The sequence below is a fragment of the Streptomyces sp. NPDC059909 genome (assembly GCF_042730885.1).
Taxonomy (GTDB): domain Bacteria; phylum Actinomycetota; class Actinomycetes; order Streptomycetales; family Streptomycetaceae; genus Streptomyces.
On sequence record NZ_JBHWKX010000005.1, the window covers coordinates 144,548 to 170,463 of the forward strand.

19 protein-coding genes, 1 tRNA gene and 1 pseudogene are annotated in these 25,916 nt (G+C 70.4%); 7 read left to right on the forward strand and 14 right to left on the reverse strand.

The features are described 5' to 3' along the window. Positions 1-12 precede the first annotated feature (12 nt). The 3 genes from ACFV9O_RS06795 to ACFV9O_RS06805 all read right to left on the reverse strand — a co-directional run bounded on the left by ACFV9O_RS06795 (position 13) and on the right by ACFV9O_RS06805 (position 2,458). A complete protein-coding gene (locus ACFV9O_RS06795; protein WP_385413230.1) occupies positions 13-483 on the reverse strand; it encodes a hypothetical protein in 471 nt (156 codons plus the stop codon). 65 nt (positions 484-548) lie between these two features. Continuing rightward, positions 549-1,142, reverse strand: a complete 594-nt coding sequence (pth, locus tag ACFV9O_RS06800; RefSeq protein ID WP_385413297.1) for an aminoacyl-tRNA hydrolase — start codon at positions 1,140-1,142, stop codon at positions 549-551. Between the two features lie 158 nt (positions 1,143-1,300). Continuing rightward, complete coding sequence (locus ACFV9O_RS06805) at positions 1,301-2,458, reverse strand: RNA-guided endonuclease InsQ/TnpB family protein (protein ID WP_385413232.1); 1,158 nt, start codon at positions 2,456-2,458, stop codon at positions 1,301-1,303. Between the two features lie 29 nt (positions 2,459-2,487). Between ACFV9O_RS06805 and ACFV9O_RS06810 the strand changes: the two genes are divergently transcribed. Continuing rightward, positions 2,488-2,637, forward strand: coding sequence for an Arc family DNA-binding protein (locus ACFV9O_RS06810; RefSeq protein ID WP_385413234.1), 150 nt, complete (start codon positions 2,488-2,490; stop codon positions 2,635-2,637). Between the two features lie 93 nt (positions 2,638-2,730). On the opposite strand, the gene ACFV9O_RS06815 is transcribed toward ACFV9O_RS06810, so the two are convergent. The 5 genes and pseudogenes from ACFV9O_RS06815 to ACFV9O_RS06835 form a co-directional block, all read right to left on the reverse strand. After that, positions 2,731-3,336 (reverse strand): 50S ribosomal protein L25/general stress protein Ctc, encoded by a 606-nt coding sequence (locus ACFV9O_RS06815; protein ID WP_385413237.1) that lies wholly within the window; start codon positions 3,334-3,336, stop codon positions 2,731-2,733. Positions 3,337-3,504: 168 nt separating this feature from the next. Next, a complete protein-coding gene (locus ACFV9O_RS06820) occupies positions 3,505-4,479 on the reverse strand; it encodes a ribose-phosphate diphosphokinase (RefSeq protein WP_385413239.1) in 975 nt (324 codons plus the stop codon). Between the two features lie 117 nt (positions 4,480-4,596). Beyond that, positions 4,597-6,045 carry a bifunctional UDP-N-acetylglucosamine diphosphorylase/glucosamine-1-phosphate N-acetyltransferase GlmU gene (gene glmU, locus ACFV9O_RS06825; RefSeq protein ID WP_385413241.1) on the reverse strand — a complete coding sequence of 483 codons (1,449 nt, stop codon included), beginning with the start codon at positions 6,043-6,045 and terminating at the stop codon, positions 4,597-4,599. 122 nt (positions 6,046-6,167) lie between these two features. Then, positions 6,168-6,238 (reverse strand) — tRNA-Gln (locus ACFV9O_RS06830). Between the two features lie 11 nt (positions 6,239-6,249). Continuing rightward, a pseudogene (locus ACFV9O_RS06835) lies at positions 6,250-7,109 on the reverse strand (hypothetical protein). A gap of 155 nt (positions 7,110-7,264) precedes the next feature. Here ACFV9O_RS06835 and ACFV9O_RS06840 point away from each other — a divergent pair. Beyond that, on the forward strand, positions 7,265-8,590 hold the full coding sequence (locus tag ACFV9O_RS06840) for a sensor histidine kinase (RefSeq protein ID WP_385413243.1): 1,326 nt from the start codon (positions 7,265-7,267) through the stop codon (positions 8,588-8,590). Positions 8,591-8,616: 26 nt separating this feature from the next. On the opposite strand, the gene ACFV9O_RS06845 is transcribed toward ACFV9O_RS06840, so the two are convergent. Together ACFV9O_RS06845 and ACFV9O_RS06850 are read right to left on the reverse strand one after the other, a co-directional pair. Continuing rightward, the gene (locus ACFV9O_RS06845; RefSeq protein WP_385413246.1) at positions 8,617-9,114 is read right to left on the reverse strand and encodes an SUKH-3 domain-containing protein; all 498 of its coding nucleotides are present in this window, start codon (positions 9,112-9,114) and stop codon (positions 8,617-8,619) included. An 8-nt stretch (positions 9,115-9,122) separates the two neighbouring features. Then, positions 9,123-9,626 (reverse strand): YwqJ-related putative deaminase, encoded by a 504-nt coding sequence (locus ACFV9O_RS06850; RefSeq protein WP_385413248.1) that lies wholly within the window; start codon positions 9,624-9,626, stop codon positions 9,123-9,125. 274 nt (positions 9,627-9,900) lie between these two features. Between ACFV9O_RS06850 and ACFV9O_RS06855 the strand changes: the two genes are divergently transcribed. Further along, positions 9,901-10,878 (forward strand): SMI1/KNR4 family protein, encoded by a 978-nt coding sequence (locus tag ACFV9O_RS06855; RefSeq protein ID WP_385413251.1) that lies wholly within the window; start codon positions 9,901-9,903, stop codon positions 10,876-10,878. Between the two features lie 8 nt (positions 10,879-10,886). Then, entirely contained in the window at positions 10,887-13,529 is a 2,643-nt protein-coding gene (locus tag ACFV9O_RS06860; RefSeq protein WP_385413300.1) for an SUKH-4 family immunity protein, read from the forward strand. Between the two features lie 95 nt (positions 13,530-13,624). On the opposite strand, the gene ACFV9O_RS06865 is transcribed toward ACFV9O_RS06860, so the two are convergent. From ACFV9O_RS06865 to ACFV9O_RS06875, 3 genes are all read right to left on the reverse strand, one after another. Then, positions 13,625-15,244 carry a cation acetate symporter gene (locus ACFV9O_RS06865; RefSeq protein ID WP_385413253.1) on the reverse strand — a complete coding sequence of 540 codons (1,620 nt, stop codon included), beginning with the start codon at positions 15,242-15,244 and terminating at the stop codon, positions 13,625-13,627. Next, entirely contained in the window at positions 15,241-15,726 is a 486-nt protein-coding gene (locus ACFV9O_RS06870) for a DUF485 domain-containing protein (RefSeq protein ID WP_385413256.1), read from the reverse strand. The genes ACFV9O_RS06865 and ACFV9O_RS06870 overlap by 4 nt, the downstream gene beginning before the upstream one ends. A gap of 214 nt (positions 15,727-15,940) precedes the next feature. Continuing rightward, the gene (locus ACFV9O_RS06875; RefSeq protein ID WP_385413303.1) at positions 15,941-17,479 is read right to left on the reverse strand and encodes an MFS transporter; all 1,539 of its coding nucleotides are present in this window, start codon (positions 17,477-17,479) and stop codon (positions 15,941-15,943) included. Positions 17,480-17,894: 415 nt separating this feature from the next. On the opposite strand from ACFV9O_RS06875, the gene ACFV9O_RS06880 reads away from it, so the two are divergent. The 3 genes from ACFV9O_RS06880 (at position 17,895) to mfd (ending at position 24,978) form a co-directional block, all read left to right on the forward strand. After that, positions 17,895-18,683 (forward strand): ABC transporter ATP-binding protein, encoded by a 789-nt coding sequence (locus tag ACFV9O_RS06880; protein ID WP_385413259.1) that lies wholly within the window; start codon positions 17,895-17,897, stop codon positions 18,681-18,683. Next, positions 18,680-21,253, forward strand: coding sequence for an ABC transporter permease (locus ACFV9O_RS06885; RefSeq protein WP_385413261.1), 2,574 nt, complete (start codon positions 18,680-18,682; stop codon positions 21,251-21,253). The genes ACFV9O_RS06880 and ACFV9O_RS06885 overlap by 4 nt, the downstream gene beginning before the upstream one ends. A gap of 194 nt (positions 21,254-21,447) precedes the next feature. Next, the gene (gene mfd / locus ACFV9O_RS06890; protein ID WP_385413264.1) at positions 21,448-24,978 is read left to right on the forward strand and encodes a transcription-repair coupling factor; all 3,531 of its coding nucleotides are present in this window, start codon (positions 21,448-21,450) and stop codon (positions 24,976-24,978) included. 42 nt (positions 24,979-25,020) lie between these two features. Here the strand turns inward: mfd and ACFV9O_RS06895 are convergent. Continuing rightward, positions 25,021-25,916: RNA-guided endonuclease InsQ/TnpB family protein (locus ACFV9O_RS06895; RefSeq protein ID WP_385413267.1), on the reverse strand; the 896-nt coding region annotated here is incomplete at its 5' end.

The window sequence follows — 25,916 nt, forward strand, 5'->3', positions numbered from 1 at the left end:
GGCCGCACGGGCTCACAGCGCGAAGAACGCCCCCAGCAGCAGCGCCCCGCCCGCCGCCGCGGTGCCCCAGGCGATACGCGTCCACCGCAGGCCCCCGCCGATGACGCACGCGGCCAGAAGGAGCGCGCCGCCGAAGGGGACCCAGGCGTGGAGCGCGCCCGGCCAGCCGGTGCGGACCACCTCGTCGGTGCCGGGCTTGACGACGACCGACAGCTTCGCGCCCTTGGTGACGGCGACCGAGCGGTCGATCGTCAAGCCGGCACGGGACGCCCCGGGGCCCTCGGGGTCGTACGGGCCCGTGCACGTCTCCTCGCCGCAGTTGGCGACGGTGAGCGTGCCGTGTTCGCGGCCCTTGGCAAGCAGGACGTGCTGGGCCGTGCCCCATGAGGACCAGGCTCCCGCGACGAGCAGGAGCAGGGCGACCAGCACCATGGCCGCACGGCGGCCGTGGTCGAGCATCCGGCCGGAGGAGTTCCGCTTCATGTGGCGCGATCCTTCGGCAAGCGACCGCGCTGGGTCAACCTCAGGCCAGCGCTATGGGGGCCTTGTCAGGAGTTGTACGCACTCTGCGCGCGCTCCAGCCCCTCCGTCACCAGACACTCCACCGCGTCCGCCGCCCGGTCCACGAAGTAGTCGAGCTCCTTGCGCTCCGCCGCCGAGAAATCCTTCAGCACGAAATCCGCGACCTGCATCCGCCCCGGCGGCCGGCCGATCCCGAAACGCAGCCGGTGATAGTCCGGACCCATCGCCTTCGTCATCGACTTCAGCCCGTTGTGCCCGTTGTCACCGCCGCCCAGCTTCAGCCGCAACGTGCCGTAATCGATGTCCAGCTCGTCATGGATCGCAACGATGTTCGCCGTCGGCACCTTGTAGAAGTCCCGCAACGCCGTCACCGGGCCACCGGAGAGATTCATGTACGACATGGGCTTCGCGAGGATCACCCGGCGGCTCGCGGGACCAGGAGCACCGATCCGGCCCTCGACGACCTGAGCCTGCGCCTTCGTCGCCCGCTTGAACTTCCCGCCGATCCGCTCGGCGAGCAGATCGGCCACCATGAACCCGACATTGTGGCGGTTCGCCGCATAGTCCGGCCCCGGATTGCCGAGGCCCACGATGAGCCAAGGGGTGGTCGCGTCCGTCATCGTCATCATCTGCTGCATGTCTCCTTCTTGACGTCTCCCCCACAGTGCTGAGGGGTTCCCGCCTGGCCGCCCGTTGCTGACGCGGCGGCCTTCGGGTGGTTCCTGTTTCATCGCCCACTGCTCGGCTTGCCGGGTCTTACACGGGCTCCGCAGGCGTTTTACGTGTCGGCCCGCCCGGCCGCCACGATGCGCCGACCTTCGGTGCGCAGGTTGTACTCGGCGTTCTGGTCCCGGTGATGCATGGTGCCGCAGTCACATCTCCAGGTTCGGACCTTGAGGCCCGCCTTTCCCCTCGGGCCGTTGAGCGCGCCGCAGCGCGAGCACAACTGCGTGCTGGGAAAGAACCGATCCACCTTGATGAAGGTTCGCCCGTACCGTGCGCACTTTGCTTCCAGAGTGCGGGTGAACATGGCCATGCCCTGGTCGTGCACGGACTTGCCGAACCGGCCTCGCGCCATGCCCTTCACGTTCAGGTCCTCCACGTAGACCGCTTGGCTCTCGCGGACTATCCGGGTCGTTTCCTGGTCGATGAAGTCGCGTCTCTGGTCGCCGATACGCGCATGGATCCTGGCAACGGTCAGCTTTGCCTTACGACGGTTGTTGCTGCCCTTGGTGCAGCGGGACAGCTTCCGCTGCGCGCGGCGGAGCTTCTTCTCCTGCCTGCGGAAGAACTTCGGCGAAATGATCTTCCTGCCTCGCAGGACGGCGTAGGTGGACAGGCCCAGGTCGATCCCGGTGTCGGTCTCCTCCCAGTCCAGCTCGGGGAGCGGTCTGTCCTCGGCCTCCACGACGAACGAGGCGAAGAACCTGCCCGCAGCATCCTTGACGATCGTCACAGACGACGGAACGGAGGCCAGCTCGCGCGACCAGCGAACGCGGATGTCGCCGATCTTCGGAAGTCGAAGCCTGCCGTCCGTGGTGACGGAGAAGCGTGCGGCCTTGGTGAACCTGACCGCCTGACGGCCAGCCTTCTTCTTGAAGCGCGGCGGCCCGATCTTCGGCCTCTTGCGGGTGTCTTTCTTCGAGGCGAAGAAGTTGCTGTACGCAGTCTGCAGATCCCGCAGGGACGACTGAAGTACGACCGCCGACACGTCGCCGAGCCATGCACGCTCAGGCATCTTCTTGGCTTCGGTGATCACCAACTTCGCCAGTTGGACTATCGAGAGGACAGGGCCGCCCTGCTTGTAGGCGTCCTGTCGGATACGCAGCGCATCGTTCCACACGACGCGGGCGCATCCGAACGCCTTCGCCAGCTCTTGCCGTTGAGAAGCGCTCGGATACACACGGTAGTTGTATCGGAGCTTCACGTAGCTCATTGTACGCCAAGTGACACTATACTGGTGTCATGGTTCGGATTACGCTTCGACTCCCCGACGACGTTCACGCCCGGCTGGCCACTCAGGCCGAGACCGACCGGCGGTCCCTCAACTCTGAGATCGTGCACCTGCTCGAGGTCGCGCTCGCCGCCGTGGATGGAAACGACGAGTCGCCCTGACCGCGATTCGTCGTTCCTCACCCGTGTAGCGCCACCGCCCCCCGCACCGGGCGGTGCGGGGGGCGGTGGCGAGTCGATCGGCTACCGGGAGGATCAGGCCTCGGCGGCGGCGGCCTCTTCGCCCTCGGCCTCGGCCTCGCCCTCGGCGGACGGCTCCTCGGCCTGCGCGGCCAGGACCTGAAGGACGACAGCGTCCTCCTCGACGGCCAGGGTCACACCGTTGGGAAGCGCGACGTCCTTCGCCAGGACGGAGGCGCCGGCCTCCAGGCCCTCGACGGAGACGGTGAACGCCTCGGGGATGTGCGTGGCCTCGGCCTCGACCGGAAGCGCGTTCAGCACGTGCTCCAGCAGGTTGCCGCCCGGGGCCAGCTCGCCCTCGGCGTGGACCGGAACCTCGACGCTGACCTTCTCGCCGCGCTTCACGAGCAGCAGGTCGACGTGCTCCAGGAAGCCCTTCAGCGGGTCACGCTGCACGGCCTTCGGGATCGCCAGCTCCTTCTTGCCCTCGATCTCCAGCGCCAGCAGGACGTTCGGGGTACGCAGCGCCAGCAGCAGGTCGTGACCCGGCAGCGTGACGTGGATCGGGTCGACGCCGTGGCCGTACAGAACACCCGGAACCTTGCTGTCGCGGCGGATGCGGCGCGCGGCACCCTTGCCGAACTCGGTGCGGGCCTCGACGGCGAGCTTCACCTCGGACATGTGCACTCCTCGTATGCAGAAACGAACAATGGCCGTTACCCGGCCACGACTGGCCTGCTACGAAGAGCGCGTCGATAACGGACCGCCGTACCGGAAAACAGGTACGGCCTCCCTCGCCGAGCAACCCGATGAGTCTACCCGGAGGGAGGCCGCAGCCTAAATCGATCTCTACTGCTCCTCGAACAGGCTCGTCACCGAGCCGTCCTCGAACACCTCACGCACCGCGCGCGCGATCGTCGGAGCGATCGACAGGACCGTGATCTTGTCCAGCTCCAGATTGTTCGGGTCCGGCAGCGTGTTCGTGAACACGAACTCGCTCACCTTCGAGTTCTTCAGCCGGTCCGCCGCCGGACCGGACAGCACACCGTGCGTCGCCGTCACGATGACGTCCTCCGCACCGTGCGCGAACAGCGCATCCGCGGCCGCGCAGATCGTGCCACCCGTGTCGATCATGTCGTCGACCAGCACACACACCCGGCCCTCGACATTGCCGACGACCTCGTGGACGGTGACCTGGTTCGCCACGTCCTTGTCACGCCGCTTGTGCACGATCGCCAGCGGCGCGTCCAGCCGGTCGCACCAGCGGTCGGCGACCCGCACCCGGCCGGCGTCCGGGGACACCACCGTCAGCTTCGAACGGTCGACCTTCGCGCCCACGTAGTCCGCCAGCAGCGGCAGGGCGAACAGATGGTCCACCGGGCCGTCGAAGAAGCCCTGGATCTGGTCCGTGTGCAGATCCACCGTCAGGATGCGGTCCGCACCCGCGGTCTTCATCAGGTCCGCCACCAGACGCGCCGAGATCGGCTCACGGCCGCGGTGCTTCTTGTCCTGACGGGCATAGCCGTAGAACGGGACGATCACGGTGATGCTCCGGGCCGAAGCCCGCTTCAGAGCATCCAGCATGATCAGCTGCTCCATGATCCACTTGTTGATGGGAGCCGTGTGGCTCTGGATCAGGAAGCAGTCCGCGCCCCGCGCCGACTCCTGGAAACGGACGTAGATCTCACCGTTGGCAAAATCGAATGCCTTGGTCGGCACCAGGCCGACACCCAGCTGGGCGGCGACCTCCTCGGCCAGCTCGGGGTGGGCGCGGCCGGAGAAGAACATCAGCTTCTTCTCGCCGGTCGTCTTGATCCCGGTCACAGCACTGTCTCCTCAGACGTGTAGCTCTGCTGCTGATCCGCCCGTCCCTTGTGCGGCGAGCCAGCCGAATCATGTGCACGTATCACGGTACGCCGAGATTGACGCACCCGTTTCCGGTCAGCCCTCGTTGTCGACCAGCTTCCCCGCCTCCGCGGCAGCCTGCGCAGCCGCACTCCCCGGACGCTTGCGAGCCACCCAACCCTCGATATTCCGCTGCTGGCCACGGGCCACAGCGAGCGAACCGGGCGGCACGTCCTTGGTGATGACCGAGCCCGCGGCGGTGTAGGCACCGTCCCCGACTGTGACAGGAGCAACAAACATGTTGTCCGAACCCGTCTTGCAGTGCGACCCGATCGTGGTGTGGTGCTTCGACTCCCCGTCGTAGTTCACGAAGACGCTCGCGGCGCCGATGTTCGTGTACTCGCCGATCGTCGCGTCACCGACGTACGACAGGTGCGGGACCTTCGTCCCCTCGCCGATCGTCGCGTTCTTCATCTCCACGTACGTACCGGCCTTGGCCTTCAGGCCGAGCTTCGTACCGGGACGCAGATAGGCGTACGGGCCGACCGACGCCGACTCACCGATCACCGCGCTGTCCGCGACCGTGTTGTCCACGCGCGCACCCTTGCCGACCGTCGTGTCCTTCAGCCGGGTGTTCGGGCCCACCTCGGCGTCCTCCGCGATGTGCGTGGCGCCCAGCAGCTGCGTACCCGGGTGGATCACCGCGTCCCGCTCGAACGTGACCGTCACATCGACCAGCACCGACGCCGGATCGACGACCGACACGCCGGCCATCATCGCCCGCTCGAGCAGCCGCTCGTTCAGCAGCCTGCGCGCCTCGGCGAGCTGCACACGGTTGTTGATGCCGAGGATCTCCCGGTGATCGCCCGCGACGGACGCGCCCACACGGTGACCCGCCTCGCGCAGGATCCCCAGCACGTCCGTGAGGTACTCCTCACCCTGGCTGTTGTCCGTGCGCACCTTGCCCAGCGCATCCGCGAGCAGCTGCCCGTCGAACGCGAACACACCCGAGTTGATCTCCTTGATCGCCCGCTCGGCCTCGGTCGCGTCCTTGTGCTCCACGATCGCGGTCACCGCACCGCTCGCGGCATCACGCACGATCCGCCCGTACCCGGTCGAGTCCGGGACCTCGGCCGTCAGCACGGTCACGGCATTCCCGTCGGCGGCATGCGTCGCGGCCAGGGCCGTCAGCGTCTCGCCGGAAAGAAGAGGAGTGTCCCCGCAGACCACGACCACGGTGCCCTCGGGCGCCTGCCCCAGCTCCTCAAGAGCCATACGCACCGCATGACCGGTGCCGTTCTGCTCGGCCTGGAACGCGGTGCGCGTACCGGCGTAATGCGTGGCGAGGTGCTCCTTGACCTGCTCGCTCGCGTGGCCGACGACCACCACGAGCTCCTCGGGCTCCAGCTCACGGGCGGCGGACACGACATGCCCGACGAGCGAGCGCCCGGCGATCTCGTGGAGGACCTTGGGAGTCTTCGACTTCATGCGGGTGCCCTCACCCGCTGCGAGGACGACGACGGCTGCCGGGCGGTTGGCGCTCACGGGAATGCCCTTCGGCTTCGATGCTTCGGCGGGGGGACACCGGAAGGATACCGGCACGTTTCAGGGGTGAAATGAGGGCGGGTCCTGACCATGGAGGTCAGGACCCGAACTGAGCATGTGTGCTCCCGGAGAAGGACTCGAACCCTCATTCAACGGACCAAAACCGTTTGTCCTACCTTTAGACGATCCGGGATGGTATGCCGCCTATGTCCGATTCGATGATCCGGACGCAGTGGCAGCCCCTACTATGCCGTACCACCAAGCCTCGATGCGACGGTACAAGTGGGCGCCTTGCAATACGCGCACGGAAAGCGGCCGTGATACCCCTCGCCGACGTTCTTCCGGTTGGTCTTCGGGTTGTGCTTCTTGAGCGAGGTCTTGCCGAAGCGCTCAATGCTTGCGCCGACGAGGTCCGCCCAGTACTGCTCGGCGGCGTCGGCATCGGCGGTCTCGTGGATCTGGACAAAGAACCGCAGCCTGTCTTCCTGGACTGCCAGCAGGCGTACCCATCGAAGGAAGAGACTGATCATGTCGGGGTCGCTGTTCACGAAGGTGACCCGGGGGTGCGGCTTGGCCTCTGCGCCCTCGGCCCAGTAGAGGGCGACGCCGGCGATGAACAGCTCCCGCGGGGTGAGCTCCCCGATCTCGGCGGTCGCCGCTGCCCTGGCTTCCGCGCGATCGGCGGTGCGCTGCTCCAGGGCGCGTCGACGGCCGAGTTGCGCGGCTTGCATGTCCTGCCCGGGGGCGTCGTTCGACGTTCCGGCTTCGGTAAGTCCCGCCCACACAGTTCGAGCTCTTCGAGCATCCCAGCTCCACCTGGATCTGGTCGTAGGTCATCCCCTGTAACCGCAGTTCCCGCGCCTTCGCCCGCAGGTCGTCCTTCGCGTTCGGCCGTTTCGTCCACTCGGGAGGCGGCTCGCCCTTCACGAGGCGGTTGAGGACGTCGTTGTTGTCGATGTGGAGTCGGTCACGGATCTGGCGGAGGCTGAGGCCTCCCGGCGCAGGGTGATCGCCTGTTCGCGGAGGCCTTCGAAGTCGGCGTACTTGCCGTTGGCAGCTGTCATGGGCAAAGGCTCGGCCGGAATGGGGACGTCCGGGTCGAATGTCTGCGCGATTCGCCAGTTCGAGCGATCGTCGCAGGTTGTGTTCGTGTTCGATGATGTTTCGTGCTGAAGAAGTCGCCGGAAATTCGGTCGCGGGCTTCCGTAGTCTGGGAGACATGACCACAACGGGGGCACACCAGGACTCTGCCGGCGACACCGCCCGCTCCTGGCTGTGGTGGGGGCGGCGGCGCAGTGTGGTGCTGGATGTGGGGCTCGGGCTCCTGTCCGCGGTGGAGTGTGCGCTGGAGGGGGTCCGGTTCGCGGACACCTCGGCGTTGCCGGTGCCGCTGGGAGTGGTGTTCGGGCTGATCGCCGGGTCGGTGCTGGTGCTGCGGCGGCGGTGGCCGGCGAGTGTGGTGCTGGTCTCGATCGCGATCACGCCGGCCGAGATGGGCTTCCTGATGGGGATCGTCGGGCTGTACACGCTCGCGGCCTCGGAGGCGCCCCGGCGGATCACCGGGGCGCTGGCGGGGATGTCCCTGGTGGGGACGTTGATCGTGACGTTCGTGCGGACCCGGCAGGACGTCGCGTCGGCGGATTTCGATCCGGGGCCCTGGTACGTGCCGGTGGTGTCGCTCGTCATGTCGATCGGGCTGACCGCGCCGCCTGTTCTGCTCGGGCTCTATGTGGGTGCGCGGCGCCGGCTGATGGAGAGCCTGCGGGAGCGGGCGGTCAGTCTGGAGCAGGAGCTGTCGCTGCTGGCGGACCGGGCGGAGCAGCAGGCGCAGTGGGCGCGTACGGAGGAGCGGACGCGGATCGCGCGGGAGATGCATGACGTCGTGGCGCATCGGGTGAGCCTGATGGTGGTGCATGCGGCGGCGTTGCAGGCGGTGGCGTTGAAGGATCCGCAGAAGGCGGTGAGGAACGCGGCGCTGGTCGGTGACATGGGTCGCCAGGCGCTGACGGAGCTGCGGGAGATGCTCGGTGTGCTGCGGGCGGGTGAGGACGCGGCGGCGCGGGCGGCGGAGCCGGTGCCGCTGGCGGCGGTCGGGGCGGCTGCCGCCGCGGCTGCTGCGGCGGCCGCGGAGGACGGGCCGTCGCTGGCGGATCTGGAGCTGCTGGTGGAGCAGTCCCGGCAGGCGGGGATTGCCGTGGAGCTGATGGTGCACGGTGAGGCGCGTGTGTACCGGCCGGAGGTCGAGCAGACGGCGTACCGGGTGGTGCAGGAGGCGCTGACGAACGTCCACAAGCATGCGGCGGGTGCCAAGACGTGGGTGCGGGTCGCTCATCGTGGCGCGGAGATCGCGATGCAGGTGGAGAACGGTCCTTCGGACCGTGGTGCGTCGGATGCGGGTCTGCCGAGTGGGGGCAACGGTCTGGTGGGTATGCGGGAGCGGGTCTCCGCGCTGGGCGGTGTCTTCGTGTCGGGGCCGACGGACGCGGGTGGTTTCCGGGTGTCGGCGGTCCTGCCGATGGAGGCACCGGCGGCGTCGTCGGCGTAGCTGCCGGACGGTGCGGCCGGTGTGGCTCAGTCGGTCGTGAGGCGGGTCGGCCGGCTGCCTGTGATGAGGGTCGTGAGGGCCTGGTCGACATCGGGGCCGACGTACCAGTCGCCGGTGTGGTCGAGGCTGTAGACACGGCCCTCGGTGTCGATGGCGAGCACCGCCTGTGCGTTTCCCTCCTCTCCCTCCTCGCCGAGCGGGGTGAGCTCGGTGCCGAGGGCGCGGCCGAGGTCGCCGAGGGTGCGGGCCAGGTGGAGGCCCGCGAGGGGGTCGAGGCGGAGGGTCGCGGGGGCGATCTCGCGGCCTGGTCCCTGCGGGGTGATCCGGAGGCCGCCGAACTCGGCCCAGGCCTCGACGGCGGCGGGGAAGACGGCGTGGCGGTGGCCGCCGGGGGATTCGTGGGCGCGGAGTGTGTCGGCCCAGTGTTCGGCCTGCTTGATGTCCCAGCGGCCGTGCTGCCAGCCGGCCTCTCGCAGTGCGGCGTCGACGGCGACGGAGAAGCGTGTGGTGTGGTGCTCGTTCACGGTCCGGTTCAGCCGTTCTGGGTCGGGTCGACGGTGCGTACGCCGAAGTGGGCGAGCATCGCCGCGCAGGAGCGGCAGGGTGCGGCGTAGCTGCCGTGCAGGGGGTCGCCGTCCTCGCGGATGCGGCGGGCGGTGAGTTTGGCGTGCTTGAGGGAGCGGCGGGCTTCGCCGTGGGTGAGGGGCTTGCGCTGGGCCCGCTTGGAGCGGGCGGTGTCCGCCGACGTGAGGTGGCGGGAGAGCAGGATCGCCTCGGCGCAGCGGCCGGTGAACCGTTCTCGCTGGCCGCTGGTGAGGGTGTCGAGGAAGTCCTGGACGAGGGGGTGGAGCACGGGTGGCTGGTCGGCCTTGCCCGCGGTGCAGGTGAGGGTCTCGCCGCGTACGGAGAGTGCTGCCGCCACTGTTGGCAGGATTCCGTCGCGCCGGAGGAGGAGCGCGGGCGCGCGCGCGGCGTCGTCCGTACTGCTCCAGCTGAGCCGGGGATCACCGGTCGTGCCTGATGGTGCCGTGTGCATCGTGCTGTGTCCCTCCCGTGCCCGCGGCGCCGACCGCTGCTGTGCACGCCCCCGAGTTGAAGGGACAGCCTGCCAAATGGGGCGCCTGGTGTGGAAGCGGGGTGACTGAAACGTGTGCCTGTGTCGGTTGTGCTTCGGCTGAGGGTTACACGAAGGTGACGGTTCGTTACGGAAGCGGAAGGGTCGCGCCCGGCGCGGTACGGGGGCGGGACCGCCTGTTGCCGCACCGCATAGGCTGTGGTGAACCAGCCAGACGCAGCAGGGGGCTACCGCCATGACGACAGGTCGGCTCGGGCAGCAAGCCGCGCCACCGAACGCGGCCTACGCCGGGCAGGTCGTGCACTTCCCGGACCCGGTCCGGGCCGCTCGGCACCCCATGGGGGTGCGGGTGGACGAACGCGCCTATCCGGACTTCTCGCCGTATGCCCGTGCCGCGGCGGAGATCGCCGAGCCTCCGGAGGGCTTCGGGGTCGACGAACTGCGGCTCACCGACTATGTGTCGGCGAACGCCGCGCTGGCCGCCGACGGCCATGAGCTGTGGGACACGATCCCGGCGGTGGCGACGCCGCACGGCTGGACGTGGCACCACGTCGCGGGCGGCCGCCGGCTGGAGCTGGTGCCGGTCGAGGTGAAGGCGCTGCTGCGGCACCACGGCGGGATGGCGACGACCGCGGTGGATCACGCCAAGCGCGGGACGCGTCCGCTGCAGGAGACCCGGCCCGCGCACTTCGGCCTGCCCAAGGGTGCGGTGTCGGTGACCGAGCAGCAACTGCTGGGTGTGGAGGAGGACTTGGGATACCGCCTGCCGGGCGCGTACCGCTCCTTCCTGAAGGCGGCCGGCGGGTGCGCGCCGGTGGGTGCGGCGCTGGACGCCGAGTTGGGGCTGCTGATCGACCAGCCGTTCTTCACGGTGCGCGAGGAGGCGGCGGTCAATGACCTGGTGTACGTCAACAAGTGTCTGCGGGACCATCTGACGAAGGACTACCTGGGCGTCGGTTTCGTCCAGGGCGGACTGCTGGCGGTCAAGGTCCGTGGCAGCGGCGCCGGTTCGGTGTGGTTCTGCGCGTACGACGACGCCCGTGACCAGGACGGCTGGACGGTCGCCGACCGGGTGGAGCGGCTGCTGCTGCCGTGCGGTGAGGACTTCGACGCGTTTCTGTCGCGTCTCGCGGGCAATCCGCCGGAGCTGGAGACCGTGGCGAACCTGATGGTGGACGGCGGCTTCGCGCGCGCCGTTCCGGTGGGGGAGTGAGCTTGTCGATGGTGACGTTCGCGCAGGCGCAGGAGCGCGCGGAAGAGTGGGTCAACGGTGATGTGCCCGCGTATCAGCATCGTGAGGTGCGGGTGCGGGAGTTCGAGCTGGGTTTCGTCGTGTGGGCGGAGGACCGTGCGGACGGGCCGACGTCGGACGGTGGCCGTCAGCGGCTGGTCATCGCCCGGGACAGCGGGGAGGCCACGCTGTGGCCGGGGCTGCCGGTGGGCGAGGTGATCCGGCGGTACGAGGAGGAGTACGGCACTCCGGACGCCGGGGCGGCTCCGGCCGCGGCGCCGCCGCAGCGGATCGACCTGAACCAGACGTCGTTCCTGCTGAGTCCGCCGGAGTGGCTGCAGGACGCGGCGGACAGGTTGGGCATCCCGGACCAGCGTGCGGGTGCGGGGTCGTCTGCGGGTGCCGGCGCGGTTGCGGCTCCGGCTGTGCAGGGTGCACCTGATGACGGTGCGTCTGCTCCGGCGGGCGCTGCTCAGGGATCCGGCTGGTCGCAGGGTGCGCCCGGCGGCTCGACCGCCGGGCGTGGTTCGCATGTCGGTGGTGACGCGTGGCCGGGCTCGGCCGCGGCTGCCGCGGCGGCGGCTCCGCACGGTTCCGGTGGCGGCTCCGGCTGGCCTGCGGCCGGTGGCCGTGGGGACCACGAGCCCACCGCGTCGGACGGTGTGCCGGCGACGTCCGGCGGGCCCGGTGGGGCAGCTCCCTGGGCCGGGACCGACACGAACGGCGCGTCGGGGGACGCTTCCGTGCCGCTGCCGGCGACCGTGTTCGCGCCGCCGCTGTCGGGGGCGGACGACGACGACACCCCGCCGCCGGTGGGCGCGGACGCGCCGACCGCGTTGATGTCGGGGGGCAGCCAGCTGCCGCCGACCGCGGTGGCTCCGGCGATCGGTCCGCAGCCGGGCGGGGCGCAGGCCTCCGGGCCGCAGCCGCCCGTCGCTCCTTCCGCTTCCTCGGTTCGTTCCGCTCCGTCCGTGCCGGGCGGGCCGAGTGCGGGTGACATCGCCGACGCCGCGACGAGCAAGGCCGGCGTGCCGCCGCGTGGGCGTACTCCGCGCGGGGGTGGCTCGACGACTCCACCGCCGCCCGCCCCGCCCGGTGTCCCCGGCGCGCGGCCGGGTGCTCCCGGCGCCCCTGGTACTCCTGGTGTTCCGGCGGGCGGTTACGTACCGACGCAGATGGTCTCGCAGCTCGGCCCTGACGGACCGCAGCTGCCTGGCCCGCCGGCGCCGTCGGATCCGCAGCACCAGGCGGCGACGATGCTCGCGAACCCGGGTCCGGGCGGCCCGGGCGCGCCTCAGCCCCCGCAGCCTCCGGGCCCGCCCGCGGCGCCGGGTGCCCCGGGCACTCCCCCTGGCTCCGCCGGGGGGACCCCCACGGGCGGTGTGCACCACGCCGCCACGATGCTGGCGAACCCGAGCCAGGGCGGTCCCGGCGCGCCGCAGCCCCCAGGTCCGCCGGGAGCTCCGGGTGCCCCGGGCACTCCCCCTGGCTCCGCCGGGGGGATCCCCACGGGCGGTGTGCACCACGCCGCCACGATGCTGGCCGGTCCCGGCCAGGTGCCCCCGGCGCACGCGCCTGCGGGCGCACCCGGCCCCGTACCGCCGCCGCACGCCCCGCAGCCGCCGGCGTACGGCTATCCGCAGCAGCCGCCCGCCGGTGTCCCGATGGTCGGCCCCGGCTACCAGGCCGTGCTGCGCTACCGCGCGCCCGACGGTTCCGAGCAGCAGCTCATCCGCCGTTCGGCGCCGGGCACCCCGCACCCGGAGTGGCAGATCTTCCACGAGCTGCGCGGGATGAACGTGCCCAGCGACCAGGTGCTGGAGCTGCACACCGAGCTCGAGTCCTGTGAACTGCCCGGCGGTTACTGCTCCCGGATGATCCGGGAGACCTGGCCGCAGGCGCGGATCACCAACATCGCCCCGTACGGCAGGGACCACGCGAGCCGGCAGGGCGGTATGCAGCAGCTGCTCACCCATCAGGGCGAGTTGCACCAGGTCGCGGACGGCCCGGCGCGCCCGGCGCCGGTGCGTGCGCCGCTGCCGCCGGTCCAGCCGGCCCCACCGGTTCCCCCGGAGGGGATCGCCCAGGAGCTGGTGGGCGCCTTCGGGCCGCAGGGCATCTGCCGGTTCGACCAGCGGGCGGTGTCCCGCCAGGGCGTGCCGGAGATCGTGGCGCTCACGCTGGTGTGGGCGGGGCTGCCGGCCGACTTCGGTCCGTTCTTCTGGGCGCAGCCGGCCCAGCCGGTGGTGCCGACGCTGGCCGAGCTGGCCGCTCAGCGGCAGGTGCAGCCCGCGTCGGACGCGGGCTCGTACCTGGTCGTGGGCAGCGACTTCGGCAAGGCGATCTGTGTGCAGTACGGCACGGCCCAGATCGTGGCGGTCCCGGTCGAGGGCGGCCCGGGCGGGCAGCCGGTGGCGCCGCAGTTCGTGAACAGTGGCCTCCCGGAGTTCACGCGCTGCCTCGCCCTGCTCGGACGCATGTGGCGCCTGCGCTTCGGCCTCAACCCGGAACAGGCCGGCCGCTGGACGGTCGACTTCCAGGTGCAGCTCGCCGCCCTCGACCCGGCGGCGCTTTCGTCGCCGGAGAGCTGGTGGTCGGTGCTGCTGGAGCAGATGTGGGACGGGCTGCTCTGATCGCCGTACGCGTACGGGGCTGAACCGACCGGGGCGCCCGGCGTGTCCGTGTCGGCCCGTCAGTCGCCGGACGGGCTCCCCATGGGCGTACGCCCTTACGCGCCCCGCGGCGGCGCCGGTGCCCCCGCGAGGATCGTCGGTTCGACCGACTCGTACAGCTCGCGCTGGGCGGCGGCGTCGCGGGGGTCGCGTGCGGACAGGAAGGTGCCCAGCCAGCCGGCGAGGAAGCCGAGCGGGACCGAGACGAGGCCCGTGGTGGTGAACGGGAACCAGTTGAAGTCGTGGTCGGGGAAGACCGACTGGGGTGACCCGGAGACCAGGTTGCTGCCCGTCATCAGGACGATCGCGCCGACCGTGCCCACGATGAGCGTGCTGAGCAGGCCGGTACGGGTGTAGCGGCGCCAGAACATGCTGTAGACGAGGGCGGGGGCGACCGCCGATGCGCCGATGGAGAACGACAGCGTGACCAGCGCCTGGAGGTTCTCGTGCTGCACGAGTGCCGCGGCGGCGATCGCGGTGAGGCCGATGCCGGCCGCGGCCGCGCGGGCGACGGCCATCTCGGAGGTGTGCTTCAGCCGGGTGCGGCGCAGCCCGTGGGCGATGAGGTCGTGCGCGAGCGAGTTGGCGGAGGCGAGGGTGATGCCGGCGACCGAGGCGAGCAGGGTGAGGAACACCGCGGTGGCCACGAGGGTGAAGACCAGCGTCTCGCCGAAGGACGGTTCGGCGCCGAGCAGCGCCTGGGTGACGAACAGGAACGCCGTCTTGCCCTGCGGGTCGCCGGCGACGAGCCCCTTGTGCCCGACGATCGCCGCGGCGCCGAAGCCGATGACGGCGATGAGCAGGCAGGTCACGACGACGGTCGAGACGGCCCAGGACATCGAGCGCCGCACGGCGGTCGCGTTGCGCGAGGTGAACACGCGCATCGTGATGTGCGGCAGCACCGCGGCACCGAGCACCACCGTCAGCTGGGCGCTGATCATGTCGAGGTCGTCGCCGCCGAACTGCAGCCCGGAGGCGAGGTACGCGTCCCCGGCCCCGCTGCCCTTGCCCGCCGCGTCGAGGAGCGCGGGCAGGCTGAAGTCGAAGCGGTTCAGGACCAGCAGGGCGATGGCGGCGGAGGCGCCGAGCAGGACGACGGTCTTGACGATCTGGATGAACGCGGTGCCCTTCATGCCGCCGATGGCCGCGTAGGCGATCATCAGCACGCCGAGGAAGACGATGGACCCGGTCTTGAAGCCGTCCGCGTCGAAGCCGAGGACGAAGGCGAGCAGATCGCCCGCGCCCGCGAGCTGGAAGATCACCAGCGGAAGCAGCGCGGCCAGCGTGACCGCGGACGAGGCGATCCGCACGGCGGGGCCCGGGGTGCGGCGGGTGAGGACGTCGCCCATGGTGAACCGGCCGGCGTTCCGGAGCGGTTCGGCGAGCAGGAACATCATCAGGACGAGCGAGAGCACCGTGCTCAGGGCGAGGGTCAGCCCGTCGTACCCGGCGAGGGCGATGACGCCGATGGTGGCGAGGACGGTCGAGGCGGAGACGTAGTCGCCGGCGATGGCGAGGCCGCTCTGCATGGGGGAGAGCGAGCGGTAGCCGGTGTAGTACTCGCCCAGGTCGTCGCGGTCGGGTCCGGTCATCACGGACAGCAGCAGCGTCACCGTGATGACCGCGATGAACGCGACGAACGACATGGTCTGGGCGTCGGAGCTGAAGCCGCTCATGCGCGCATTCCTCCCGGGGGCCGCTGCCATCCGGACGGGCCGGGGCGGCTCTGACGGTTCTGACGGGCAGCGGCCGCTTCCGCGGCCTGCGCCGCCTGTTCGGCCTGGAGCCGGATCGCCGCGGCGAGGGGGTCGACGCGGTGGCGTGCGATGCGCTCGTACAGCGCGATCGCGGCCAGCGTCACGGGCAGCGTGAGCAGCCCCAGCAGCAGTCCGGTGGTGAGGCCACCGCTGATGCCACTGGTCATCAGCCCGGGTGCGTAGCCGGAGAGGAGCAGGAAGAGGACGAAGTAGCCGAGCGCGGTGAGGGTGGCGACGCGGCGGAGCCGGCGGTAGCCCGCGCGGAGGCGGGGCAGGTCGCGGTGGTCGGCGAGGTCGTGGGTGCCGTCGTGGGCGAGGTCGTGAAAAGGGTGCGGCGGTGGCGCGTGCCAGGGCTGCTGGGCGGAGTGGGGTGGTTCGGGGAACACGTGGTCGTACGACATGGTGCGGCGCTCCTTGCGGCCCTCGCGGGCTGGGGGTCCCCGGGCCCGCCAGGGTGTCGGGGGAGGGTGTTCCTGTGGGGGGAGCGCGTACGTTACTGGGCGGTAGTCGATCGACGTAAGGGGATTACCGACCAGGAGGTATGTCAGTTCCGCAACGGTCGGGTCACGCCCCCGCACCGGCCCGGACGGGGGCGGCGGCACGGCTGATCGCGCGTCACACCTGGGGCTTCTCCGTGATCACCGGGAACGTGCGCGGCGCCAGGAACACCAGCACCAGAAGCGCCAGCACGCCCGCGCCCGCGGCCCCCACGTACACGTAGTCCACCGCCGTCGCCACCGCGTGCCGCAGATGCTCCTCGGGCCCGGCGCCGCCCCCGGCGAGGGAGCGCGCCACCGAGTCCAGATCGCCCGACCCGCCGAGCCGGGCGGCGAGCACCGCGTTGGCGAGGGCACCGAACAGCGCCGCTCCGACGCTCTGCCCGACCTGGCGGCAGAACAGCACCGACGCGGTCGTCGTGCCCCGCTCCGCCCAGGGCACGGTCGACTGGACGCCGACGATCAGCGGCAGTTGGAAGAACCCGAGAGCGGCGCCGAGCAGCAGCATGATGAGCGCGGGCTGCCACGGCTCGCCCGGGTACGGGAGCAGCAGCGGGAACGCCAGCATGACCAGCGTCGCCGTGCCGATGCCGATGATCGCGGTGTTGCGGAAGCCGATGCGGGTGTAGACGCGGTTCGCGTACGCCGCGCTGACCGGCCAGCTCAGCGTCATCACCGACAGCACGAACCCGGCGGCGATCGGGCCGAGTCCGAGGACCGACTGGGCGTACGTGGGCAGGAACACGGTGGGTGCGACCATCAGCAGACCGAGCGCGCCCAGGGCGAGATTGACCGCGGCGATGGTGCGGCGCCGCCACACCCAGCCGGGGATGACGGGCTCGGCCGCCCGCCGTTCGACGACGACGGTCACGGCGGCGCCCGCCGCGGCGCCCGCGAAGAGGCCGAGCGAGGGCGCGGAGAGCCAGGGCCAGGCCACCCCGCCCTGGACGAGTGCCGTCAGCAGCAGCGTCCCGGTGACGAAGACGGCGAGCGCACCGGGCCAGTCGACCCGGGCGCGCGGACCCCGTTCCCGTGCCGGCTCGGTCAGATGACGGGCAATCAGCCACAGCGCCACCGCGCCCACCGGCAGATTGATCAGGAAGATCCAGCGCCAGTCGGCGTACGCGGCGAGCAGGCCGCCCACCGCCGGGCCCGCGACCGCCGACACCGCCCATACCGTGGACAGCTTCGACACGATCTTGGGGCGCTCGTCGAGCGGGTACAGATCGGCGGCGATCGTCTGGATCGTGCCCTGGAGCGCACCGCCGCCGAGGCCCTGGACGACGCGGAAGGCGATGAGCGAGGCCATGTTCCAGGCGCCCGCGCACAGCAGGGAGCCGACGAGGAAGAGGGCGATGCCCGCGATCAGGACGGGCTTGCGGCCGAAGGTGTCGGAGAGCTTCCCGTAGACGGGGAGGGTGACGGTCACGGCGAGCAGATAGCCGGAGAACAGCCAGGAGAAGACCGAGAAGCCGCCGAGATCGCCGACGATCTGCGGGACGGCGGTGGAGACGATCGTGCCGTCGAGGGCCGCCAGCGCCATGCCGAGCATCAGGGCGGCGACGACCGGGCCGCGGCGGGGGGCGGCCCCGCGTGCCGCGGGCGCCTGCCCTGCAGAGGTGCCGCTGCTACCGCCGCCTACACCCGAATTGCCCATTTCCGTGCCCGTGTTGCCGCCGTGTGCGCCGGTACTGTCCCCGCCCGCCTCTGCCTCGCCCGCACCCATCAAGATCCTTTCCCTATGCATCTATCTCCGCGGGACACACCCTCTCACTTGCCCTTCACGCGGCGGGAGGGGTCAGCCTCTACGGGTACGGGATCGGCCTCGAGGAGGAGCCCCCTAAGGGTTCCTCCTTACTACTGGCCAGGGGCCGTTCGTCCCGCCGGAGGACGAGAGGAGCACGGGCCGTTCCTTAACTTGGTCCTACGGCAACCCGGACGGCGCGGGGGTGGGGAAAACCCCCGCTCAAGAGGGTGCTCAGCACCATCGTGCCCCGGGCCCGTCCCCCGCGAGACTCGTGCCGCACGCGGCGTTCGGCATTACTGGAACCACGACAAGTAGGAGACAAACCGTGACAACGGCTGTGACCATTCCCGCGCACGGGGGCACTGGAGGGCGTACGGCCGTCGCCGCGCGAGCCCGACAGGTCGTCAAGGCGTACGGCTCCGGCGAGACCCGGGTCGTCGCGCTCGACCACGTCGACGTGGACATCAAGCGAGGTCAGTTCACCGCGATCATGGGCCCGTCGGGCTCCGGCAAGTCCACGCTGATGCACTGCCTGGCCGGGCTCGACACGGTGACCTCGGGCGAGATCCACATCGACGACACCGAGATCACCAAGCTCAAGGACAAGAAGCTCACGCAGCTGCGCCGGGACCGGATCGGCTTCATCTTCCAGGCGTACAACCTGCTGCCCACGCTCAACGCCATCGAGAACATCACGCTGCCGATGGACATCGCCGGCCGCAAACCGGACACGGCCTGGCTCAACCGGGTCGTGGAGACCGTCGGCCTCGCCGACCGGCTCAAGCACCGGCCCGCGCAGCTCTCCGGCGGTCAGCAGCAGCGCGTCGCCGTGGCCCGCGCCCTGGCGGCCCGCCCCGAGATCATCTTCGGCGACGAGCCGACCGGAAACCTGGACTCGCGCGCCGGGGCCGAGGTCCTGGGCTTTCTGCGCCGCTCCGTCGACGAACTCGGCCAGACCATCGTCATGGTCACCCACGACCCGGTGGCCGCCTCGTACGCGGACCGTGTGCTGTACCTCGCCGACGGACGGATCGTCGACGAGATGTTCAACCCCACGGCCGACCAGGTCCTGGACCGCATGAAGGACTTTGATGCGCGCGGGCGGACGTCGTGACCGTGCTCAAGACCTCCCTGCGCAACTTCTTCGCCCACAAGGGACGCATGGCGCTCTCCGCCGTCGCCGTCCTGCTGTCGGTGGCGTTCGTGTCCGGCACGCTCGTCTTCACCGACACCATGAACACCACCTTCGACAAGCTCTTCGCCGCCACTGCGGCCGATGTCACCGTCAGCCCGAAGAACGCCGCCACCGACGACGAGATGCCGCAGTCCGGCCGGCCCGAAGCGCTTCCCGCCTCCCTCGTCGCGGAGGTGCGGAAGGCGGACGGCGTGAAGTCCGCCGAGGGCGCGGTCGTCTCGATGAGCGTCACCGTCGTCGACGCGGACAACAAGAACATGGGCTCCAGCAACGGCGCCCCGACGATCGCCGGCAACTGGACGCAGAACGACCTGCGCTCGATGGAGATCACCTCCGGCCACGCCCCGCGCGGCCCCACCGAGGTGATGGTCGACGCCGACACCGCCGAGAAGCACCGGCTCGAGATCGGTGACGAGCTGCGCACGATCGCCGTCACCGGTGACCTCACGGCCCGGATCTCCGGCATCGCCTCCTTCAAGGTCACCAACCCGGGCGCGGCCGTCGTCTACTTCGACACCGCCACCGCGCAGCGTCAACTCATCGGGAGCACCGGCGTGTTCACCCATATCGCGGTGACCGCCGAGCCCGGCGTCGGCCATGAGCAGCTGAAGAGGAACGTGGCCGCGGTCGTCCCGGGGCCGTACAAGTTCCAGACCCAGCAGGAGGCGGCGGACGCCGGCCGCGAGGACGTCGGTGAGTTCCTCGACGTGATGAAGTACGCGATGCTCGGCTTCGCCGGGATCGCCTTCCTCGTCGGCATCTTCCTCATCGTCAACACCTTCTCGATGCTGGTCGCCCAGCGCACCCGCGAGATCGGCCTGATGCGGGCCATCGGATCGAGCCGCAGGCAGGTCAACCGCTCGGTCCTGGTCGAGGCGCTGCTGCTCGGCGTCATCGGGTCCGTCGTCGGTGTCGGCGCCGGAGTCGGCCTCGCGATCGGGCTGATGGAGCTCATGTCCTCGATGGGCATGAACCTCTCCACCCAGGACCTGACCGTGAAGTGGACGACCCCGGCGGTCGGCCTCACCCTCGGCATCGTCGTCACCGTCCTGGCCGCCTACATCCCGGCCCGCCGGGCCGGCAAGGTCTCCCCGATGGCCGCGCTGCGCGACGCCGGTACGCCGGCGGACGGCAGGGCCGGGCTCGTGCGCGGCATCCTCGGCGTGGTCCTCACCGGCGCCGGAGGCGCGGGGCTGTGGCTCGCGACGCAGGCCGACAAGGCGACCGAGGGCTCGATGTGGCTCGGGCTCGGTGTGGTCCTCAGCCTCATCGGCTTCATCGTCGTCGGCCCGCTCCTCGCGGGCGGCGTGATCCGTGTCATCGGCGCGGTCGTCCTGCGGATCTTCGGCCCGGTCGGACGGATGGCCGAGCGCAACGCGCTGCGCAACCCGCGCCGCACCGGTGCCACCGGCGCCGCCCTGATGATCGGCCTCGCGCTCGTCGCGTGTCTGTCGGTCGTCGGCTCGTCCATGGTCGCCTCGGCGACGGAGGAGCTCGACAGGTCCGTCGGCGCCGACTTCATCATCAACGCGTCCAACGGCCAGCCGATCATGCCCCAGGCCCAGCAGGCCCTGGAGAAGACGCCGGGCATCGCCCACGTCACCGAGTACAAGGCCGTGAAGACGAAGCTCACCGCCCCGGACGGCACGACCGAGGACGAGGAGATCGTCGCCGCCGACCCGACCTACGCCCAGGACCTGCGGCGCGAGACCGTGGCGGGCGAGCTGTCCGCGGCGTACGGGAAGAACGCCATGTCCGTCGGCGACGAGTACGCCAAGGCGCACGGAGTGAAGGTCGGCGACACGATCACGGTCGCCTTCGAGGGCGGCACGACGGCGAAGCTGAAGGTCGCGGCGATCACGTCGGACGACGGAAACGTCGACAAGGGCGTGAAGTACACGAACGTCACGACCGCCGCGCAGCACCTGCCCGCCGAGAAGATGCCCAAGAACCTGATCATGTTCGCCACGGCGGACGAGGGCAAGGCGACGGAGGCGTACGCGGCCCTCAAGAAGTCGCTCGCCGCCTACCCGCAGTACGAGGTGCAGAACCAGACCGACTTCAAGGAGGACCTCAAGAACCAGGTCGGCCAGCTGCTGAACATCGTCTACGGCCTGCTGGCGCTCGCGATCATCGTCGCGGTGCTGGGTGTCGTGAACACCCTGGCCCTGTCGGTGGTCGAGCGGACCCGGGAGATCGGCCTCATGCGCGCCATCGGCCTCTCCCGCCGCCAGCTGCGCCGCATGATCCGCCTGGAGTCGGTGGTCATCGCCCTCTTCGGCGCCCTGCTCGGCCTCGGCCTGGGCATGGGCTGGGGCACGGCGGCCCAGAAGCTGCTGGCCCTGGAGGGGCTCGGGGTGCTGGAGATCCCGTGGCCGACGATCCTGACGGTCTTCGTGGCCTCGGCGTTCGTGGGTCTGTTCGCGGCGCTCGTCCCGGCCTTCCGGGCGGGCCGGATGAACGTCCTGAACGCGATCGCCACGGAGTAGATCGCCACGCAGCAGTCGCGGGGCCCCTGCGGAGCCGTTCCGTAGGATGGCCGCTCCGGCCCGGTGAGCGTCCTCCACGCTCACCGGGCCGGAGCCGTGTCGCGGGGTTTACGCTGGGAACCCCCGGCCCGTTCGACGTGTCGGGCGGTTCGCGTTGCCCGCCACCCCCTCTGGATCCCGGACGGAACCCCTTCATGAGCCTGCACGGTCTGCTCGACGCCGTAGTACGTGACCCGGCGCTCGCCGAAGCGGTGAAGGCCGCCACCGACGGTCACCAGCACCATGTCGACCTGGTCGGACCGCCGGCCGCGCGGCCCTTCGCGGTCGCCGCGCTGGCACGCGAGGCGGGCCGGCCGGTGCTCGCCGTGACCGCCACCGGGCGGGAGGCCGAGGACCTGGCCGCGGCGCTGCGCTCCCTGCTCGACCCGGACGGGGTCGTCGAGTACCCGTCCTGGGAAACCCTCCCGCACGAGCGGCTCTCGCCCCGCTCCGACACCGTCGGCCGGCGCCTCGCGGTGCTGCGCCGCCTCGCGCACCCCTCGCAGGACGACCCGGCCGCCGGGCCCGTCAGCGTCGTCGTCGCGCCCGTGCGCTCCGTGCTGCAGCCGCAGGTCAAGGGTCTCGGCGACCTGGAGCCCGTGGCGCTGCGCAGCGGCGGGACGGCCGACCTGAACGAGGTCGTGGAGGGGCTCGCGGCCGCCGCGTACTCCCGGGTGGAGCTGGTCGAGAAGCGCGGCGAGTTCGCGGTGCGCGGCGGCATCCTCGACGTCTTCCCGCCCACCGAGGAGCATCCGCTCCGGATCGAGTTCTGGGGCGACGACGTCGAGGAGATCCGCTATTTCAAGGTCGCCGACCAGCGCTCGCTGGAGGTCGCCGAGCACGGGCTGTGGGCGCCCCCCTGCCGTGAGCTGCTGCTGACCGACGAGGTTCGGCAGCGGGCCGCGGACCTCGCCGAGGCCCATCCGGAGCTCGGTGAACTGCTCGGCAAGATCGCCGAGGGCATCGCCGTCGAGGGCATGGAGTCCCTCGCCCCGGTCCTCGTCGACGACATGGAGCTGCTGCTCGACGTCCTTCCGGCGGGCTCGATGGCCGTGGTGTGCGACCCGGAGCGGGTCCGTACCCGGGCCGCGGACCTGGTGGCGACGTCGCAGGAGTTCCTGCAGGCGTCGTGGGCGGCCTCGGCCGGCGGCGGCGAGGCCCCGATCGACCTCGGCGCGGCCTCGCTGTGGGGCATCGCGGACGTCCGGGACCGGGCGCGCGAGCTCGGGATGATGTGGTGGTCGGTGTCGCCGTTCGCCGCCGACGAAGAGCTCGATGCGGACACGCTCAAGCTGGGGATGCACGCCCCGGAGACGTACCGCGGCGACACGGCCCGCGCTCTCGCCGACACCAAGGGCTGGCTCGCGGACGGCTGGCGCACCGTCTTCGTGACCGAGGGCCACGGCCCCGCCGCCCGCACCGTCGAGGTGCTCGGCGGCGAGGGCATCGCCGCCCGCCTCGAAGCGGACCTCGGCGAGATCTCCCCGTCCGTCGTCCATGTCGCGACCGGCTCCATCGAGTACGGCTTCATCGACCCCCGCCTCAGGATCGCCGTCCTGACCGAGACCGACCTGTCCGGCCAGAAGGCCGCCGGCAAGGACGGCACGCGGATGCCGACCCGGCGCCGCAAGCAGATCGACCCGCTGACGCTGGAGGTCGGCGACTACATCGTGCACGAGCAGCACGGCGTCGGCCGCTACCTCGAAATGGTCCAGCGCACCGTCCAGGGCGCGACCCGGGAGTATCTGCTCGTCGAGTACGCCCCGGCCAAGCGCGGCCAGCCCGGCGACCGGCTCTACATCCCGACCGACCAGCTGGAGCAGGTGACCAAGTACGTCGGCGGCGAGGCCCCGACCCTGCACCGGCTCGGCGGCGCCGACTGGACGAAGACCAAGGCGCGCGCGAAGAAGGCGGTCAAGGAGATCGCCGCGGACCTGATCAAGCTGTACAGCGCCCGGATGGCGGCGCCCGGCCACTCCTTCGGCGCGGACACCCCGTGGCAGCGGGAGCTCGAGGACGCCTTCCCGTACGTCGAGACCCCCGACCAGCTGTCCACCATCGCCGAGGTGAAGGAGGACATGGAGAAGTCCATCCCCATGGACCGCCTCATCTGCGGCGACGTCGGCTACGGAAAGACGGAGATCGCCGTCCGGGCCGCCTTCAAGGCCGTCCAGGACGGCAAGCAGGTCGCTGTGCTCGTGCCGACGACGCTGCTGGTGCAGCAGCACTTCGGGACGTTCTCCGAGCGCTACTCCCAGTTCCCGGTGGTGACACGGGCGTTGTCCCGCTTCCAGTCGGACACGGAGGCGAAGGCGACCCTGGAGGGGCTGCGGGACGGCTCGGTCGACATCGTCATCGGCACGCACCGGCTCTTCTCGTCCGAGACCAAATTCAAGGACCTGGGTCTGGTCATCGTGGACGAGGAGCAGCGGTTCGGCGTCGAGCACAAGGAACAGCTGAAGAAGCTCCGCGCCAACGTGGACGTACTGACGATGTCCGCGACCCCCATCCCGCGGACGCTGGAGATGGCGGTCACCGGCATCCGTGAGATGTCGACGATCACGACCCCGCCGGAGGAGCGGCACCCGGTGCTGACCTTCGTCGGCCCGTACGAGGAGAGGCAGATCGGCGCCGCCGTCCGCCGCGAACTGCTGCGCGAGGGCCAGGTCTTCTACATCCACAACCGCGTCGAGTCGATCGACCGGGCGGCGGCGCGGCTCCGCGACATCGTGCCGGAGGCCCGGATCGCCACCGCCCACGGGCAGATGGGCGAGAGCGCGCTGGAGCAGGTCGTCGTCGACTTCTGGGAGAAGAAGTTCGACGTGCTCGTCTCGACGACGATCGTCGAGTCCGGCATCGACATCTCCAACGCGAACACGCTGATCGTCGAGCGCGGCGACAACTTCGGCCTCTCGCAGCTGCACCAGCTGCGCGGGCGGGTCGGGCGCGGGCGCGAGCGCGGGTACGCGTACTTCCTCTACCCGCCGGAGAAGCCGCTCACCGAGACCGCGCACGAGCGTCTCGCGACGATCGCCCAGCACACCGAGATGGGCGCAGGCATGTACGTCGCCATGAAGGACCTGGAGATCCGCGGCGCGGGCAATCTCCTCGGCGGCGAGCAGTCCGGCCACATCGCGGGCGTCGGCTTCGACCTGTACGTCCGCATGGTCGGCGAGGCAGTCGCCGACTACCGCGCCTCGCTGGACGGCGGCGTCGAGGAGGAGCCCCCGCTCGAGGTCAAGATCGAGCTCCCGGTCGACGCGCACGTCCCGCACGAGTACGCGCCGGGCGAGCGACTGCGCCTCCAGGCGTACCGGGCCATCGCCTCCGCCAACACGGAGGAGGACATCAAGGCAGTCCGGGAGGAACTCACGGACCGCTACGGCAAGCTGCCGGAGCCCGTGGAGAACCTGCTTTTCGTGGCCGGCCTGCGCATGCTGGCCCGCGCCTGCGGCGTCGGCGAGATCGTCCTGCAGGGCCCGAACATCCGCTTCGCCCCGGTGGAGCTGCGCGAGTCGCAGGAGCTGCGGCTGAAGCGTCTCTACCCGCGCACGGTGATCAAGCCGGCCGTCCACCAGATCCTGGTGCCCCGCCCGACGACGGGCAAGATCGGCGGCAAGCCGGTGGTGGGGCGGGAACTGCTGGCGTGGACGGGCGAGTTCCTGACGACGATCCTGGGGTCTTGACGATCTCTCCCGGCTGAGCTGATGCCGGGAGATTCCCTTCGGCTACCCGTGGGCGGCTGGTTGGGTTTCACGCGTTCGCCTCCGTCCGTGGGCGGGACTCGGCGCCGTGGGGCGCCTGCGCGTGCTGTTGGTGACCGAGCCGCCCGTCCGGCGGGCTCGGGCCTCGATTTCGACCGAGGCGTTGTGATCGGCATCGTCCTCGTGCCCGCAATGCACACAGGCAAAAAGCCGGCCACACCCCTTCCGGGACGCGGGATCGACTCTTCCGCAGACCGCGCAGGTCTGCGAAGTGTGAAACGGGGCCACCGGACGGAGTTGGGAGCCGTACATCCGGCACTTGTACGCAAGCTGGCGGCGACGCTCACCGGGGCAGTTGTCCAGGATGGCGCGGTTGAGCCCAGCCTTCTGCTTCACCTTGCGGCCAGGCTGTTCGGCTGTGCCTTTGGCGTTCTTGGTCATACTGGTCACGCGCAGGTCCTCGATACCGACGAAGCCGTGGTTCTTGGCGAGATCGGTCGTGAGCTGGTGCGTGAACTCCCGGCGACGGTTTGCCTGCCTGGACTTCAACCTCGCGATCTGCGTAATTGTCAGGCGCAGCCGCTTGCTGTATATCCCTCCGTTGTGCTTCTTCGCATAGCCGATTTGCCGGGCCTTCTTGCGTTCCAGATGGTGCAGTCGGGCCCGCTCGACCCGGGTGAGCGTTTCGGGCATGACCCGCGGCTTGGCCTCGGTGGAGAGGTACGCGGAGGAGGCGACCCCGAAGTCCACCCCGCAGCCCGGCATACCGTTCGGGATATCAGGCTTGCGGCCGGTGTGGACACCGAACGAGATGGGGCCTTCCACCAAGGCCGGGTAGTTAGCGTTTTCGCAGGTCACGCAAGCCCGTTGAACAATTTCCGACGCAGAGCAACGGAGCTCGTTGGTACAGGCAGTCGACC